Source organism: Prosthecobacter sp., from assembly GCF_034366625.1.
Lineage (GTDB): Bacteria > Verrucomicrobiota > Verrucomicrobiia > Verrucomicrobiales > Verrucomicrobiaceae > Prosthecobacter.
Window position 1 is genome coordinate 785666 of the sequence record NZ_JAXMIH010000006.1, and the last position, 14061, is coordinate 799726.

Genomic DNA, 14061 nt, shown 5'->3' on the forward strand with positions numbered 1-14061 from the left:
TTGTTTGTTTGGGGCTGCGAAGAGAGCCCGGCCTAAGCCAGCACGCTGTCCGGCACGCGGGCAACGATGCGGCCTTCGGCATCACGCACCAGGATCTTCCCATGGATGATCTCGGGCGGGTTGCTGATGCCCTTCGCGTAGTCTGCGGCCAGATCCTTGCTGCAGCCCAGTGACTGGCGGATGCGAACGGCGAGTGTTTCAAGGTCAATGTCGGTCATGTGGACATTCCATAACGCCATCTGGCGGCAAAGTCGCGGCAAGAATCACGGCGGCATAGAAAACTCCGCGCATGTTTTCGCTCGCCATGCCTGACCAGGCCTTTCTATGATCGGCGGAATTCCATGGAAACGCCGCTCTCACCCCTCGACTTCGCCCGCCGCGCCCGCCGACTTTACCCCGACCGGGAGGCCGTGGTGGATGGCGACCGCCGCTTCACCTACCGCGAGTTCTTCGAGCGCTGCGACCGCTGGTCCGCCGCGCTGCAAAAGCTCGGTGTGCAGCCCGGCGAACGCATCGCCACGATCTCACCGAACACCCACGCGCATCTGGAGGCGTTCTATGCTGTGCCGCAGATCGGCGCGGTGATTGTCCCGATCAATTTTCGTCTCACCGCCGCCGACTTCGCCTACATCCTGAACCACAGCGGATCCCGCGTCGTCTGCGTGCATGCCGATTACCTCGACGCCGTCGATTCCATCCGTGATCAAGTGCCCGGCGTGGAGCACTTCATTGCCTTCAGCGGCTCCAAACCCGGCTGGATCGACTACGAGTCCACGCTCGCCGCTTCCGCGCCCGATTTCACGCCTGCCGAGGTCGTCGAGACGGAGATGATCGCTCTCAATTACACCAGCGGCACCACGGCGAATCCGAAAGGCGTCATGGTCACGCATCGCAACACCGCCCTGAACATCATGGGCCATCTTATGCACACACGCATCACGGCGGCGGACCGTTACCTGTGGGTGCTGCCCATGTTTCACGCGAATGGCTGGTGCTTCGTCTGGACCATCACTGCCGTCGGTGGTCGCCACGTCTGCATCCCGAAGGCCGATCCACGCCTGATCTTCGAAGCCATCATGCGTGAAGGCGTCACGCTGCTCTGCGCTGCTCCCACGGTGCTCATCGGCATCGCCAGTGCATCGGAAGAAATTCGCAAAAACGCCCCGCGCGGCGTCCGCGTCTTCACCGCTGGCGCACCGCCCGCCGCAGCTACCATCGAGCGCGTCGAAGGCGAACTCGGCTGGGAAATCGCCCACATTTACGGCCTCACCGAGGTCTCGCCGATCGTCACCATCAGCGAATCGCGCCCCGAACATGCGCAACTCACGCCGCAGGCGCGCGCCATCATCAAAGCCCGCCAGGGCGTCGAATACCTCGGCAACGCCGAAGTCCGCGTCGTCGATGATGAAGGCAAAGAAGTCGCCCAAGACGGTACCGCGATGGGCGAGATCATCATTCGCGGCAACGCCGTGATGAAAGGCTACTACAACGACCCCGCCGCCACCGCGAAGGCCATTCGCAATGGCTGGTTCTACAGCGGCGATGCCGCCGTCGTGCATCCCGACGGTTACATCGAAATCCGCGACCGCTGGAAGGACATCATCATCAGCGGCGGCGAAAACATCTCTTCTGTCGAGGTTGAGGGCGTGCTGTTGCGCCATCCCGCCGTGCAGGAATCCGCCGTCGTCGGCCTGCCGCACGAAAAGTGGGGCGAAACCCCGCAGGCCTTCATCGTCCTCAAACCCGGCGCCGACACCACACCCGAAGCACTCCGCTTGTTCTGCCGTGATCACCTCGCGCACTTCAAAGTGCCGCATGGCTTCGAGTTCCTCGCCGAATTGCCGAAGACAGCGACCGGGAAGATTCAGAAGTATGTCCTGCGCGGCGGGCGGGCGAACATCACGAAGCAGTGAGCCGGAGGAGCGCGAGTATGGCGAAGCCTACTTGCCACTTTTGTCGTGACGCGTGAAGCGCAGGAAAGCCAGGCGAGTTACGAAACTCGCGCTCCGTCTCAATGCACCGTGCCACCGCGCACCGCGATCTTCTCCCGCGCCTGCTCCACCGGCACCTTGCGCGGCGTATTCGCCGCCACGCCTTGCGGCCGAGCCCAACGGATGCCATTCGCGATCACCCGCTGCACGTCCGGCATGTGGTAGATCGGATAAACCTCATGCCCCGGACTAAAGTAAAAGATGCGCCCGCTGCCGCGCGTCCAGGTGGCACCGCTGCGGAAGACTTCGCCGCCTTGAAACCACGACACAAAGATCAGCTCGTCTGGCGTCGGGATGCCAAACGGCTCGCCATACATCTCCGATTGCTCGATCTCGATGCAGTCGCCGATGCCCGCAGCGATGGGATGCCCCGGATGCACCACCCACACCCGCTCCCGCTCGCCCGCTTCGCGCCAGCACAGTGCGCAGCTCGATCCCATGAGCCGCTTGAAGACCTTCGACCAGTGCCCGGAGTGCAAAACGATCAATCCCATGCCCGCCAGCACCCGCTGCTGCACCCGCGTCACCGTTTCATCCAGCACCGCATCATGCGCCGCATGTCCCCACCACAGTAGCACGTCCGTTTCATCGAGAACCGCCTGTGACACACCCTGCTCCGGCTCATCGAGCGTCGCTGTGCGGATGACAAAGTCCGCATGGACACCCAATGCTTCCGCCAGTGCTGCATGAATGCCCTTGGGATAAATGGCGGCGACGGCAGGGTTCTGACGTTCGTGAACAAATTCGTTCCAGATGGTGACGCGGATGGGAGAGCTGGGCATGGCGGACTATTTCTTCACGATTTCAAACTTCTGCACGCGATGGTTGTAAGTATCGACGATGAACAACTCGCCACGGCTGTTGATCGCGACACCGTGTGGCGCGGAGAACTGGCCGGGCTCGGTGCCCTGTGTCTCGCTGAGTCCGCCAAGAAACTGGCCATCGCGTGTGAAGCATTGCACACGACCACTCACCGCTGTGATCCACAAGCGATCTTCATGATCGAAACAGATGCCGATGGGGCCGATGAGATTCGCTTTGAACGCGGTGAACTTGCCGCCAAAAGCACCGGGCTTGTCCTCCAGCGTGCCCCAGGCCAGCAGCGGCTTGCCATCCGGTGAAAACTTCTGCACGCGTCCCACACTGGCCTCCGTGGTAAACACATCGCCCGCGCTGTCGATGGCGACAAACTGCGGCCCACCCACGCGTGATTTCGGATTCGTGTTCCCGCCGAACTGCCCCGGCTGCACGCCATACTCGCCCCACTTGCGCAGGAATTTGCCCTCACGATCAAACACCTGCACACGCCGGTTCGTCTGGTCCGCCACGAACACCTCGCCTTCTTTACTGATCGCGATGCCGCCCACCATGTCGAACTGCCCGTCGTCTTTGCCGCTCATGCCCCATTCGCGGATGAACTCGCCCTGCTCCGAATACACGCTCATGCGGTCCGGCGTCTTGTCCTTCGACAACCGCGCCACCGGAAAGTGCCCGATGTAGAGTTTGCCGCCATCGACCGCAATCCCGCCCGGATTCGGCAGCACCGCGAAATGCGCGAGCAGCTTCCCTCCCGCATCAAACTTCTGCACCCGGTTGTTGTAGTGATCCGTCACAAAAACCTCATCCGCCGCATTGATCGCGATCCCGATGGGGATGTGGAAGTCACCGGGCGTTTCGCCTTCCTTACCCCAAGTCGTGACAAACTTTGCCACGATTGGTTTCGGTTCATCCGCGACCACCAGCGGCCCAAACAGGCCGCCAAGCAGCATCAAGATGACTAATCGGTTCATATTAGCGATATATTGGCTACGAGACACAACGCCACCGTCGCTACCAGCATTGCACACGGCGTTGAATGCGAGCCGGAGGCCCGCAAGAAATTAGCCGGTGGTGAAACCACCGGATCCACGGGCAAACACCCCACGTTTTCATCCGCTGCGCCCTGGAAGGGCGCGAGAAGCCCTCAAATACCCACCGCTCTCCTCTCACCACAAATACCGCTCGTCATACTCGACCATTCCCCGCTTCAACATCGCCACATACTCCTCTTGAAACGTCTTAACGCGATGGTGCTCCTCCTGGTCCAACACATACGCCCTCACCGATTCCAAATCCCGCGCTGCAAACGTGAACGCTCCATAGCCCTCCTGCCACGCGAACCCGGCCAGCCGCAGTTCCTCGTGAATCCAGCGGGACGATTCGCTTTTAATCTCACGCATCACATCCGCCAGACAATGCGTCGCCCGCAAACCCGCCGCGACATGCACATGATCGCCCGTTCCGCCCACCGCATGCGCGATCCCGTTCATGTTCCGAATCGTGCCGCCGATGTATTCGTGAACGCGTTGGCGGTGCGTCGGTGAGAGCCATTGTTCCCGATTTTTCGTACTGAACACGAGATGGTAGTGCAACGAGAGGTGCGTCGAGGCCATGGAGAACGCTTCTCGCGCTCCTGCCGGAGCGCAACGCAGAAAATCGGGGTGGGTGGTTCGACCGGTCCGGTGGTTCTCGGTCGCTGCGCTCCTTCACCACCGGCTAATCTCTCTCATGCCTCCGGCATGAGAACCGAGACCGGGGTGGTCATCATGGCTTCGTCCAGCGCCAATCCCGTTCCGCGAGCCTGAGGCTCGCAAGATGTTAGCCGGTGGTGAAGCAAAACCGCGAAGCGGTGCAGCGAGAACCACCGGACCTCGTGCCCACAACACCCCGCACATCCAGATCGCGCCCTGGATGGGCGCGAGAAGCGTTCGGGAATCCCACGAGATGAAATACATGTTAGACCACCGCCCGTTTCTCGCGCTCCTGCCGGAGCGCGGGGCAAATCGCCTGGGGTGGGTTTTTCGGGTCCGGTGGTTCCCGATGGCTTCGCCATCTCCACCACCGGCTAATCTCTTTCGAGCCTCCGGCTCGGGGTATTTGAGTTGGCGATTGCCTCAATTGCTCATTCGGACAAAACTGTTTATCAATGAGTGCATCAGGCCAGCTTACTGTGTACGGAACAAGCTTCGCTCTTCGCAAGGCAACCATTAGCGCATGGATGAATGATCCATACTGGGTTCGAGAATTTGCGCCAGATCACCCACTGACACCGAAATGGTCTCTGGAATTGTTTTTTGAGCAGGGCGTGATTGGGGAAGACCAGTATGAGCCGCACGTCTATCACCATTCGCTGCCGTTGACGCTTCGGAGCTGGCGACAGCTTGCGGACTTTGCCTGTGAATGGAACGAACCTACGGACGAGAGCGGCAAGCCAAAGGGTGGATTCTATCTTTGGCAACACGGCAGCATCATTGAAGGGCGTCTGAGTTTCCACAGAGTTGGAGGCACCTGTTTTCGAGTGGAGTGGAGCGGTGTTTGCGAAACGTTGATCGACGATTCAGCACAGAGCGCGTCACCTTTCAACCTGACTGCTGAAACAGAGTTCACAGGCGTCACTATGGCTGCCAGTGACAGTGAATCCGAATCGGACGTGCAGGAACGATTCGCTTTGTGTTTCGAAGCTTCAGATTTCCTGCGCGGCGAAGATGTATGGCAAGGCAGCTATGACTCAGGCATGGGGGTGCGCCAGATTCTCTTCAAGCCGCGTCTATAAGTGCCTGCTTCAGTGCTTCACCGAGCACCCCGGCCCGACGGTCTGGAAGAAGTCATTCCCCTTGTCGTCGATGAGGATGAACGCCGGGAAATCTTCGACTTCGATCTTCCAGATCGCCTCCATGCCGAGTTCGGCGAACTCGACGACTTCGACCTTCTTGATGTTCTCTTTGGCGAGGATGGCCGCAGGGCCACCGATGCTGCCGAGGTAGAAGCCGCCGTGCTTCTTGCAGGCGTCGGTGACCTGCTGGCCGCGATTTCCCTTGGCGATCATGATCATGCTGCCGCCGTGGCTTTGGAAGAGATCGACGTAGCTGTCCATGCGGCCTGCCGTGGTGGGGCCGAAGCTGCCGCTGGGCATGCCGGCGGGCGTTTTGGCGGGGCCGGCGTAATAGACGGGGTGGTTCTTGAAGTAATCGGGCAGCGGCTTGCCGGCATCGAGCATCTCCTTGAGCTTCGCGTGCGCGATGTCGCGGGCGACGATGATGGGGCCGTTGATGAGGAGGCGCGTGGTAGTGGGATACTTGCTCAGCTCGGCGCGGATCTCGGCCATGGGGCGGTTCGTATCGATGCGCACGGCGTTGGTGTCTTTGCGGTGGCGCAGCTCCTCAGGAATGTATTGCAGCGGGTTGGTTTCGAGTTTCTCGATGAAGACTCCGTCACGCGTGATCTTGCCCTTGGCCTGACGGTCGGCGGAGCAGGAAACGCCGATGCCGATGGGCAACGAGGCACCATGACGTGGCAGGCGGATGACGCGCACATCGAGCGCGAAGTATTTTCCGCCGAACTGGGCTCCGATGCCGCACTCGCGGGCGGCTTGGAGCATTTGCGCTTCGAGTTCGACATCGCGGAAGGCGCGACCGTGCTCGTTGCCGGTCGTTGGGAGGCCGTCGTAATATTTTGTGGAGGCGAGTTTGACGTGTTTCATCGTTGATTCAGCCGAGGTGCCGCCGATGACGAAAGTCAGGTGATACGGCGGGCACGCGGCGGTGCCGAGCGACACCATTTTTTCGCTCAAGAACTTCACGATGCCCTTCGGATTCAGCACAGCACGGGTCTCTTGATACAAGTAAGCCTTGTTGGCCGAACCGCCACCTTTGGCGATGAAGAGGAACTTGTACGCATCGCCATCGGTGGCGTAGAGGTCGAGCTGCGCGGGGAGATTCGTGCCCGTGTTCTTCTCCGTGAACATGTCGAGCGCCGCGTTTTGCGAGTAGCGCAGATTGTTCTCCGTGTAGGCGAGATAGACGCCCTTCGAGAGCGCGGCCTCGTCACCGCCACCGGTCCAGACCTGCTGGCCCTTTTTGCCCATGATGATGGCGGTGCCGGTGTCCTGGCAGAACGGCAGCAGGCCTGCGGAGGCCACGTCGGCGTTTTTCAGCATCGTGAGCGCCACCATGCGGTCGTTTTCGCTGGCCTCGGGGTCATCAAGGATCGCGGCGACCTGTTTGAGGTGCTTCGGGCGCAGGAAGAAATTGATGTCGTGGAAGGCCTGGTTCGCCAGCAGCGTGAGCGCTTCGGGATCGACGAAGAGCATCTCCTTATCGCCGATCTTTTCGACGCGGACGTGTTCTTTGGTCAACTGGCGGTATTCGGTGTCGTCGGTGCCGAGTTCGAGGAGTTCCTGGTAGTGAAAGGGGGGCGTGGGCATGGCTGGGGAGGTCAGTTTGAAAGCGATACAATGCTGGGCAACGAGGGAAAGCTCATTTTGAGCGTTGCGGCAATGGAGCGCGGAGGATAAACTCCAGCCATGATTCTGGAAACGTTGCCCGCCGTCCGGCAGCTCAGTTCCCGCGACAAGCGGCAACTGGCCGAGGAGCTTTGGAACTCCGCTGATGTCGAAGATGGTGAAGTCACCGTGGATGATACCGTTCTAGAACTGTTGGAGCAACGTCTTGCTGCTCATGCGGCGAACCCACAGTCAGTTTCGACCTGGGAAGAAGTGAAATCCCGAGTCTTCTCAGGTCGTGGCGCGTGAGCTTGTCTGGACCGCAGGGGCGACAGCGGATCTGCTACAGCTTTACGAGCAGGTGGGAGATCACGATCTCGCCATCAAGGTCTTGCGGCAGCCGCTGGATCATGCATTGAGCCTGTTGAATGAAAATCCTGCTCTCGGGCCACGAGTGCGCGGCACACTTCACATCCGTCGGCTGTTGGTTGGACCGAAGTTTCGATTCGGCGTGTTCTATGTTGAGGAGCCGCGTGGCATTCTGATTCATGCCTTGCTCGACATGCGACAGAGTTCAGATGTGATAAGGCGAAGGCTGGGCAGCCTGTGATTTACTCCACAAACATCGCCCGTTTCCAGATCGGCACGCAGGTTTTGATCTCCTTCAAATACCAGCGGCAGAGGTCGAAGGATTCCGCGCTGTGCTTGGTACGCACCTTGATGAGGATGCTTGGCTGCTCTGCGGCTACAAAGCCAAGGCGATGCTGGATGAAGACGCGATGTGGCCCGTGCTCGCGCTCGCCACGCTCGACGAGTTCGCGCAGCATTTTTTCCGCCATGGGCAGATAGGCACTGTAGTCGATGCCAGAGATGACTTTCCCATCCTCCATGCCACGCACGACGCCGAGGAACTGCGCTTCCGCGCCCTCGCCGGACTTGAAGACCGTTGTGGCGGGCTGGATGGGTTCTTCGTTCAGGATGAAGACAGGCGTCATGAGATCAGGATAAACAGCAGGATGGCCGATGGCTCATAAAAGTTGTCTGTCAGCACCCATTTCTGATAGCGTTGGTTTTCTCCCAGCCATGAAAAGTTTCCTTTTCGCCTTCCTCGCGGCTTCCAGCCTCCACGCCGCCACCCAGATCACTTGGAAACGCCAACAGCTCCACGGCGATTTTTACTCCGAAGGTGCCGCCATCGGCGACATCAATGGCGACGGCAAACCCGACGTCGTCGCAGGTCCGTTCTGGTGGGAAGGCCCCGCGTTTGAAAAGAAGCACGCCTACTACGAGCCGAAGATTTTCAGCATCAACGGCTACTCGGACAACTTCTTCGCCTACGTCCATGATTTCGACGCCGACCAGAAGAACGATATCCTCATCCTCGGCTTCCCCGGCAAGGAAGCGCGGCTCTACCTCAATTCCGGCACGCACGACGACAAGCCCTGGCCCATGCACATCGTCGCCGATGTCGTCGATAACGAATCGCCCGTCTTCACTGACATCACCGGCGACGGCAAACCGGAGATCGTGTGCAGCACCGGCGGCAGCTTCGGCTGGTTCGCCCCGACTTGGGATAAGCCGGCCCAGAAGTGGCCCTTTGTTTCTGCCACAGAAGACATGAAGGTGGCCAAGTTCACCCACGGCCTCGGCGTTGGCGATGTGAATGGCGATGGGAAGATGGACTTGCTCGAAGCGCGGCGGTGGTGGGAGAATACCGGAGTCATCACGAAAAGCGGCAGAGCAGCAGCCAATTTCATCCAGCACAACTTCGCCGCCGGAGTCGGTGGTGGCGCGCAGATGTTCGCCTATGACTTCGATGGCAACGGCACGAACGACGTCTTCACCGCCCTCGCGGCACATCGCTATGGTGTGGCGGTTTTCCTTCAAACCAAGAACCCAGAACCAGGAACCGCGAACTGGCAGCGCATCATGCTCGCCAGCGAGCAGCCGCAGGACAACGACTACGGCATCGTCTTCTCCCAACCCCACGCCGCTTATCTCGCCGACATCGACGGCGACGGCGTCAAGGACATCGTCACCGGCAAGCGCTACTGGGCGCACAACGGCCACGATCCCGACGAGCGCGGCCACCGCGTCATCTATTGGTATCAAACGAAGCGCGATGGCAAAGGCGGCGTCGATTTCGTCCCGCATCTTGTCGATGCCGAGAGCGGCGTCGGCGTCGATGTGCAAGTCGGCGATGTGAACGGGGACAAGCTCCCCGACATCGTCGTTGGCAACAAAGCGGGCGTGTTCATCCTCACACAGGAGCGAAAGGACACGACGGCAGAACTCACGCCGAAGAAAATGTACGGTCCCGCGCTCAAGCCGCAGAAGGATTACGCCAAAGGCCAGTCGCCACAGGATGCGCTGAAGTCCATGCAGCTCCCCGGCGGTTTCAAAGCCGAGCTGATCGCCGCCGAGCCGGATCTCGTGCAGCCGATGGCCTTCACATTCGATGAGCGCGGCCGCATCTGGGTCGTCGAGGGTAACAGCTATCCGAAGCCCCGCGAAGTCGGCGCGGGCCAGGACCGCATCAAGATCCTCGAAGACCAAGACGGCGACGGCATCTTCGAGACAAAGAAAATCTTCTGCGAAGGCCTCAACCTCGTCAGCGGCATCGAACTCGGCTTCGGTGGTGTGTGGGTGGGTGCCGCGCCGTATTTGATGTTCATTCCACGGGATGGGGACAAGCCGGTTGGCTTGGTCAAGGAGTCAAAGGGTCAAGAGGTCAAGGATGCCTCGAAGCACGCCCTGACCCCTTCCTTGACCCACTTGACTGCCTTGACTCAGGTTCCGGGCCTCAACTTCACCGCCTACGCCCTCCTCGATGGCTGGGGCAGCCAGGACACTCACGAAACCCTCAACAGCTTCATCTGGGGCCCGGACGGCTGGCTGTATGGCTGCCACGGCGTCTTCACGCACAGCAAGGTCGGCAAGCCGGGCACGCCGGACGAGCAGCGTCAGCCGATCAATGCCGGCATCTGGCGTTACCATCCCGTGCGGCATGAGTTTGAAATCTTCGCGCACGGCACCAGCAATCCGTGGGGACTCGATTACGACCAGCATGGCGAGTGGTTCGTCACCGCCTGCGTCATCCCGCATCTCTACCACATCGTCCCCGGCGGACGTTACCAGCGCCAGGCTGGTCAGCACTTCAATGCGCACACCTACGAGGACATCAAGACCATCGCCGACCACGCGCACTACGCAGGCAATCCGCGCCCCGATGTCAGCTTCGACAAGGCCACCGGGGCGGGCGTCATGAACAACGACACGAACGCCCTCGGTGGCGGCCACGCGCACTGCGGCCTCGCCATTTATCAGAGCAGCCTTTTCCCGCCGACGTATCGCAACCAGCTCCTTTTCGGCAATCTCCACGGCCACCGCCTCGTCGCGAATTACACCGATGTGAAGGGCAGCAGCTACATCGGCAAACACGCCGCCGACTTCCTGCGGTCGAACGACATGCACTTCATCCCCGTCACGCAAAAAGTCGGCCCCGATGGCGCTTTGTATGTCAGCGACTGGAGCGACCAGCAAATCTGCCACCGCGGCAGCAACGCCGTCGGAAACTGGGACCGCAGCAACGGGCGCATCTATCGCATCAGCTACGACGGCTGGAAGCCATGGAAGGGCGATCTCGCGAAGGAAAGCGACGAAGCGCTCGCCAAACTCGCCGTGCAGACGGAGCACGAGTGGGAGTCACGCATGGCGCGGCGGGTGCTGATGGAGAGTTCTGTCGGAAAGTCGCAGAAGTTTGACCAACTGGAAGAGAGCTGGGGCAAGCATTTCGATTCTAACAAGCTATCCGAGGCCGAGAAGCTGAGGGGATTCTGGCTAACGCATTCAGTTCATAGTGCTGCCCGCATCGGTTCCGAAACGAGACTCTCCTGGTCGGTGTCACCAAACATGAGCTCCGAAGATCGACGAGCAGCATCTGTTCGGTTTAGTTTTCAGGCAGACGAGGCTGTCGCTGCTTTGAAAGGCGATGAGTGGCTTGACCAGTTGCATCCGTTTGTTGAGGTCGCCAAGGCCGACACTTCCCCCATCGTCCGCCGCGAGCTTGCCTCCGCGCTCCAGCGCATCCCACAGGATCAACGCAAAGACCTCGCCACCGCCCTCCTCAAACACGGCGAGGACAAGGACGACCCGATGATCCCGCTGCTCATCTGGTATGGCATCGAGCCACTGGTGGCGGCGGACCCGGGGGTGGGGATGCAGCTCGCGAAGGTGTCGAAGCTAGAAAAAGTCACCGGGTTCATCTACCGCCGCCTATCCTCCGATGATGCGGGCCGCGCCGCGATCCTGACCGAACTCGCAAAGGAGCCTGATGCCGCGAAGCGCGAACCCGTGCTCACCATGATCGTCACCGCCGCACGAGGCAGCGGAAAGCTCACCATGCCGCCGAACTGGCCGGAGATCGCCGCGAAGCTCCGGGGCACTGTAGTTCCGCCTTTAGGCGGTTCTGGGGACGCCCCGAAGCCGGCTAAAGCCGGGACTACGGAACAGCTTGTGAGCGAACTCAGTGCTCTGTTCGGCGATGCGGAGGCACTGCAAGCCTTCCGCAGCCAGCTCGTCTCCGCCACGCTCGACACTCCCGCACGCGAGAAAGCACTTTCGGTTCTTCTCCAGTCTCAAGACAACGCCACCGCGAAGCTCCTCCAGCAAATCGTCTCCACCCAAGACGCCCCGTCGTCACTCCGCCGCAAAGCCATTCAATCCCTCGCCTCACTCCAAGACTCCAACACTCCCGCGCTCCTTACCTCGGCGCTGCCGAAGCTCTCTGCGAACGAACTCCCCGACGCCATCAACACGCTCGCCTCGACGAAAGAAGGCGCGACAGCGCTCTTGAAAGCCGTGGAGGCCAAAACGGTGCCTGCGACGACCTTGTCACCATTTTTGGTGCGCCAGCTCACCGCGTTCGATGACGTGGAGATCAACGCCTTGATCAAATCCGCCTGGGGCGATGTGAACGCGCCGAAGGCCGACCTTGGTGAGCGCATGAAAAAGTTCCGCGCCCTGCTCACGCCTGCGGCTTTGGCCAAAGGCGATCTCGCGAAGGGCAAGATGCTCTACACCGCCACCTGCGGTCAATGCCACAAGCTCTTTGGCGAAGGCCAGAACGTCGGCCCCGACATCACGGGCAGCAATCGCGCTGATTTGAATTACCTGCTCGAAAACGTGCTCGATCCGAACGCGGTGATCGGGAAGGACTACCAGCTCAACCTTTTCACCATGCACGACGGCCGGGTGATGGGCGGCGTGATCAAGGAGGAGAACACGGCGACGGTGAAGGTCGCGATGATGGGCGGCATCGAGTTTGTGTTGCCGAAGACCGACGTGAAGAAGCGTGAGGTGTCCAAGATGAGCACGATGCCGGAAGGCTTGTTTGATGCGCTACAGCCCGAGATGGTGGTCGATCTGGTGAAGTATCTCCAAAGCGGTTCTGTAGTCCCGGCTTTAGCCGGTCAGAAGCCGCCTAAAGGCGGGACTACAATACCCGGAGCGCTCGAAGGGGAGTCGCTCAAAATCATTTCCAAAACGGGCGGCAACACGCGCATCCAAGGCATGGGAGGTTTTGGCAATCGTTGGAGCGGCGGTGCGCAGCTTTGGTGGGTGGGTGGCAAGCCGGACCAGAAGCTCACGCTGGCCATCCCGGTCAAAGAAGCTGGCAAATACCAGCTTCGTGCCGTGCTCACGATGGCCCGCGACTACGGCGTGACGAGCATCACCCTCGATGGCAAACCTGTGGCCTCATCCTTCGATGGTTACAACGCCGACAAAGTCATTCTCACCGATGAACTCGACTGGGGCACGCATGAACTCATCCCGGGTGATCATGTCCTCACCTTCACCCTCGCCCCACCGAATCCCGCCGCCGCGCCGGGGAACATGGTGGGGATTGATTATGTGAAGCTGGAGAAGAAATAGGCCGCGCTTGCGCTGTCTGAATTTTTTTGGCACACTTCGGCATGAACATCACACTCAATCCTGTCTTGGATTCCTTCGTCTCGCGCGGAGTTCGCGAAGGACTCTTTGCCAGTGTGGATGCGGCGATTGAAGAAGGGCTGGAACTCTTGCTGAGGCAAAACAAGCTCCGGAGTTCGTTCACCGCCAAGAATGAGGCTGATTTGCTGGACAAACTCGATGCAGGGCTGGCCTCGCTTGATGCGGGCAAAGGCATTCCTGCCACGCAGGCTTTTGCGACGTTGCGCAACCAAGGCCGCTGAACCATGGCCGAGGCGATCATCTCCCCGGAGGCGCTTCAGGACATGGCGGACATCCACCATTACATCGCGATGGACAATCCGGTGGCGGCTGATCGTGTCGTGCAGGCATTCGAGGAAAACGCCGCTTTGCTGGCGGCACAGCCAGATCTCGGTCAACACAAGCCACGACTGCGCGACTTGCGCCTGTGGGTGATCACGGAGTTCCCCAATTACCTGATGTTTTATCGCCAGCGAGAAGGGCAGATCGAAATCGTGCGTGTTCTGCATGGAGCCCAGGATTTGCAGACGATTTTGGAGTGAGATGAGCTCATGAAAGACCTTCAAAGCACCAAGGCCATGTGGCTCAAAGGCGGGTTGTTTCTCGTCATCGGCCTGATGTCGGCGGCGATCCTGCTCGTCGAGAACTGGAACTGGCGCACGGCACTGCTGCTGGCGCTGTGCGTATGGGGCTTTTGCCGCGCCTACTACTTTGCGTTTTATGTGATCGAGCGCTGGGTGGACCCGCAGTTCAAGTTCAGCGGTCTGGGGAGCTTTTTGGTTTACCTGTGGCGGTCACGAAGGTGATCGGGATTGGAGA

At 60.1% G+C, this 14061-nt stretch carries 14 protein-coding genes; 8 read left to right on the forward strand and 6 right to left on the reverse strand.

What is annotated here, in order from left to right; all coding sequences use genetic code 11:
- Window positions 1-32: 32 nt before the first annotated feature.
- Window positions 33-218: a hypothetical protein gene (locus U1A53_RS05895; RefSeq protein WP_322279600.1), complete on the reverse strand. Its 186-nt coding sequence runs from the start codon at window positions 216-218 to the stop codon at window positions 33-35.
- A gap of 123 nt (window positions 219-341) precedes the next feature.
- Here U1A53_RS05895 and U1A53_RS05900 point away from each other — a divergent pair, with 123 nt between their 5' ends.
- A complete protein-coding gene (locus tag U1A53_RS05900; protein ID WP_322279602.1) occupies window positions 342-1913 on the forward strand; it encodes a long-chain-fatty-acid--CoA ligase in 1572 nt (523 codons plus the stop codon).
- Window positions 1914-2011: 98 nt separating this feature from the next.
- Here U1A53_RS05900 and U1A53_RS05905 read toward each other — a convergent pair whose 3' ends face one another.
- From U1A53_RS05905 to tnpA, 3 genes are all read right to left on the reverse strand, one after another.
- The gene (locus U1A53_RS05905; protein ID WP_322279603.1) at window positions 2012-2773 is read right to left on the reverse strand and encodes a ThuA domain-containing protein; all 762 of its coding nucleotides are present in this window, start codon (window positions 2771-2773) and stop codon (window positions 2012-2014) included.
- Window positions 2774-2779: 6 nt separating this feature from the next.
- Complete coding sequence (locus tag U1A53_RS05910; RefSeq protein WP_322279605.1) at window positions 2780-3781, reverse strand: hypothetical protein; 1002 nt, start codon at window positions 3779-3781, stop codon at window positions 2780-2782.
- Window positions 3782-3976: 195 nt separating this feature from the next.
- Window positions 3977-4423, reverse strand: a complete 447-nt coding sequence (tnpA, locus tag U1A53_RS05915; protein WP_322279607.1) for an IS200/IS605 family transposase — start codon at window positions 4421-4423, stop codon at window positions 3977-3979.
- A 605-nt stretch (window positions 4424-5028) separates the two neighbouring features.
- On the opposite strand from tnpA, the gene U1A53_RS05920 reads away from it, so the two are divergent.
- Complete coding sequence (locus U1A53_RS05920) at window positions 5029-5583, forward strand: hypothetical protein (protein WP_322279608.1); 555 nt, start codon at window positions 5029-5031, stop codon at window positions 5581-5583.
- Window positions 5584-5592: 9 nt separating this feature from the next.
- Here the strand turns inward: U1A53_RS05920 and U1A53_RS05925 are convergent, their stop codons facing one another.
- Window positions 5593-7233, reverse strand: a complete 1641-nt coding sequence (locus tag U1A53_RS05925) for a fumarate hydratase (protein ID WP_322279609.1) — start codon at window positions 7231-7233, stop codon at window positions 5593-5595.
- A 99-nt stretch (window positions 7234-7332) separates the two neighbouring features.
- On the opposite strand from U1A53_RS05925, the gene U1A53_RS05930 reads away from it, so the two are divergent.
- Together U1A53_RS05930 and U1A53_RS05935 are read left to right on the forward strand one after the other, a co-directional pair.
- The gene (locus U1A53_RS05930; RefSeq protein WP_322279610.1) at window positions 7333-7560 is read left to right on the forward strand and encodes an addiction module protein; all 228 of its coding nucleotides are present in this window, start codon (window positions 7333-7335) and stop codon (window positions 7558-7560) included.
- The gene (locus U1A53_RS05935) at window positions 7550-7861 is read left to right on the forward strand and encodes a hypothetical protein (protein WP_322279611.1); all 312 of its coding nucleotides are present in this window, start codon (window positions 7550-7552) and stop codon (window positions 7859-7861) included. The genes U1A53_RS05930 and U1A53_RS05935 overlap by 11 nt, the downstream gene beginning before the upstream one ends.
- 1 nt (window position 7862) lies before the next feature.
- On the opposite strand, the gene U1A53_RS05940 is transcribed toward U1A53_RS05935, so the two are convergent.
- Complete coding sequence (locus U1A53_RS05940; protein WP_322279612.1) at window positions 7863-8246, reverse strand: molybdenum cofactor biosynthesis protein MoaE; 384 nt, start codon at window positions 8244-8246, stop codon at window positions 7863-7865.
- 88 nt (window positions 8247-8334) lie between these two features.
- On the opposite strand from U1A53_RS05940, the gene U1A53_RS05945 reads away from it, so the two are divergent.
- Genes U1A53_RS05945 through U1A53_RS05960 form a run of 4 tightly spaced genes read left to right on the forward strand, consistent with a single transcriptional unit; the run spans window position 8335 to window position 14048 of the window.
- Window positions 8335-13185 (forward strand): PVC-type heme-binding CxxCH protein, encoded by a 4851-nt coding sequence (locus tag U1A53_RS05945; RefSeq protein WP_322279613.1) that lies wholly within the window; start codon window positions 8335-8337, stop codon window positions 13183-13185.
- A 41-nt stretch (window positions 13186-13226) separates the two neighbouring features.
- Window positions 13227-13484, forward strand: coding sequence for a hypothetical protein (locus U1A53_RS05950; protein WP_322279615.1), 258 nt, complete (start codon window positions 13227-13229; stop codon window positions 13482-13484).
- Between the two features lie 3 nt (window positions 13485-13487).
- Window positions 13488-13784, forward strand: coding sequence for a type II toxin-antitoxin system RelE/ParE family toxin (locus tag U1A53_RS05955; RefSeq protein ID WP_322279617.1), 297 nt, complete (start codon window positions 13488-13490; stop codon window positions 13782-13784).
- A 9-nt stretch (window positions 13785-13793) separates the two neighbouring features.
- A complete protein-coding gene (locus tag U1A53_RS05960; RefSeq protein WP_322279619.1) occupies window positions 13794-14048 on the forward strand; it encodes a hypothetical protein in 255 nt (84 codons plus the stop codon).
- The last annotated feature ends 13 nt before the right edge of the window (window positions 14049-14061 follow it).

Coding starts and splice junctions, on each gene's coding strand:
- U1A53_RS05895 (WP_322279600.1), bottom strand. CDS start 218: ATGACCGACATTGACCTTGAAACACTCGCCGTTCGCATCCGCCAGTCA.
- U1A53_RS05900 (WP_322279602.1), top strand. CDS start 342: ATGGAAACGCCGCTCTCACCCCTCGACTTCGCCCGCCGCGCCCGCCGA.
- U1A53_RS05905 (WP_322279603.1), bottom strand. CDS start 2,773: ATGCCCAGCTCTCCCATCCGCGTCACCATCTGGAACGAATTTGTTCAC.
- U1A53_RS05910 (WP_322279605.1), bottom strand. CDS start 3,781: ATGAACCGATTAGTCATCTTGATGCTGCTTGGCGGCCTGTTTGGGCCG.
- tnpA (WP_322279607.1), bottom strand. CDS start 4,423: ATGGCCTCGACGCACCTCTCGTTGCACTACCATCTCGTGTTCAGTACG.
- U1A53_RS05920 (WP_322279608.1), top strand. CDS start 5,029: ATGAATGATCCATACTGGGTTCGAGAATTTGCGCCAGATCACCCACTG.
- U1A53_RS05925 (WP_322279609.1), bottom strand. CDS start 7,233: ATGCCCACGCCCCCCTTTCACTACCAGGAACTCCTCGAACTCGGCACC.
- U1A53_RS05930 (WP_322279610.1), top strand. CDS start 7,333: ATGATTCTGGAAACGTTGCCCGCCGTCCGGCAGCTCAGTTCCCGCGAC.
- U1A53_RS05940 (WP_322279612.1), bottom strand. CDS start 8,246: ATGACGCCTGTCTTCATCCTGAACGAAGAACCCATCCAGCCCGCCACA.
- U1A53_RS05945 (WP_322279613.1), top strand. CDS start 8,335: ATGAAAAGTTTCCTTTTCGCCTTCCTCGCGGCTTCCAGCCTCCACGCC.
- U1A53_RS05950 (WP_322279615.1), top strand. CDS start 13,227: ATGAACATCACACTCAATCCTGTCTTGGATTCCTTCGTCTCGCGCGGA.
- U1A53_RS05955 (WP_322279617.1), top strand. CDS start 13,488: ATGGCCGAGGCGATCATCTCCCCGGAGGCGCTTCAGGACATGGCGGAC.
- U1A53_RS05960 (WP_322279619.1), top strand. CDS start 13,794: ATGAAAGACCTTCAAAGCACCAAGGCCATGTGGCTCAAAGGCGGGTTG.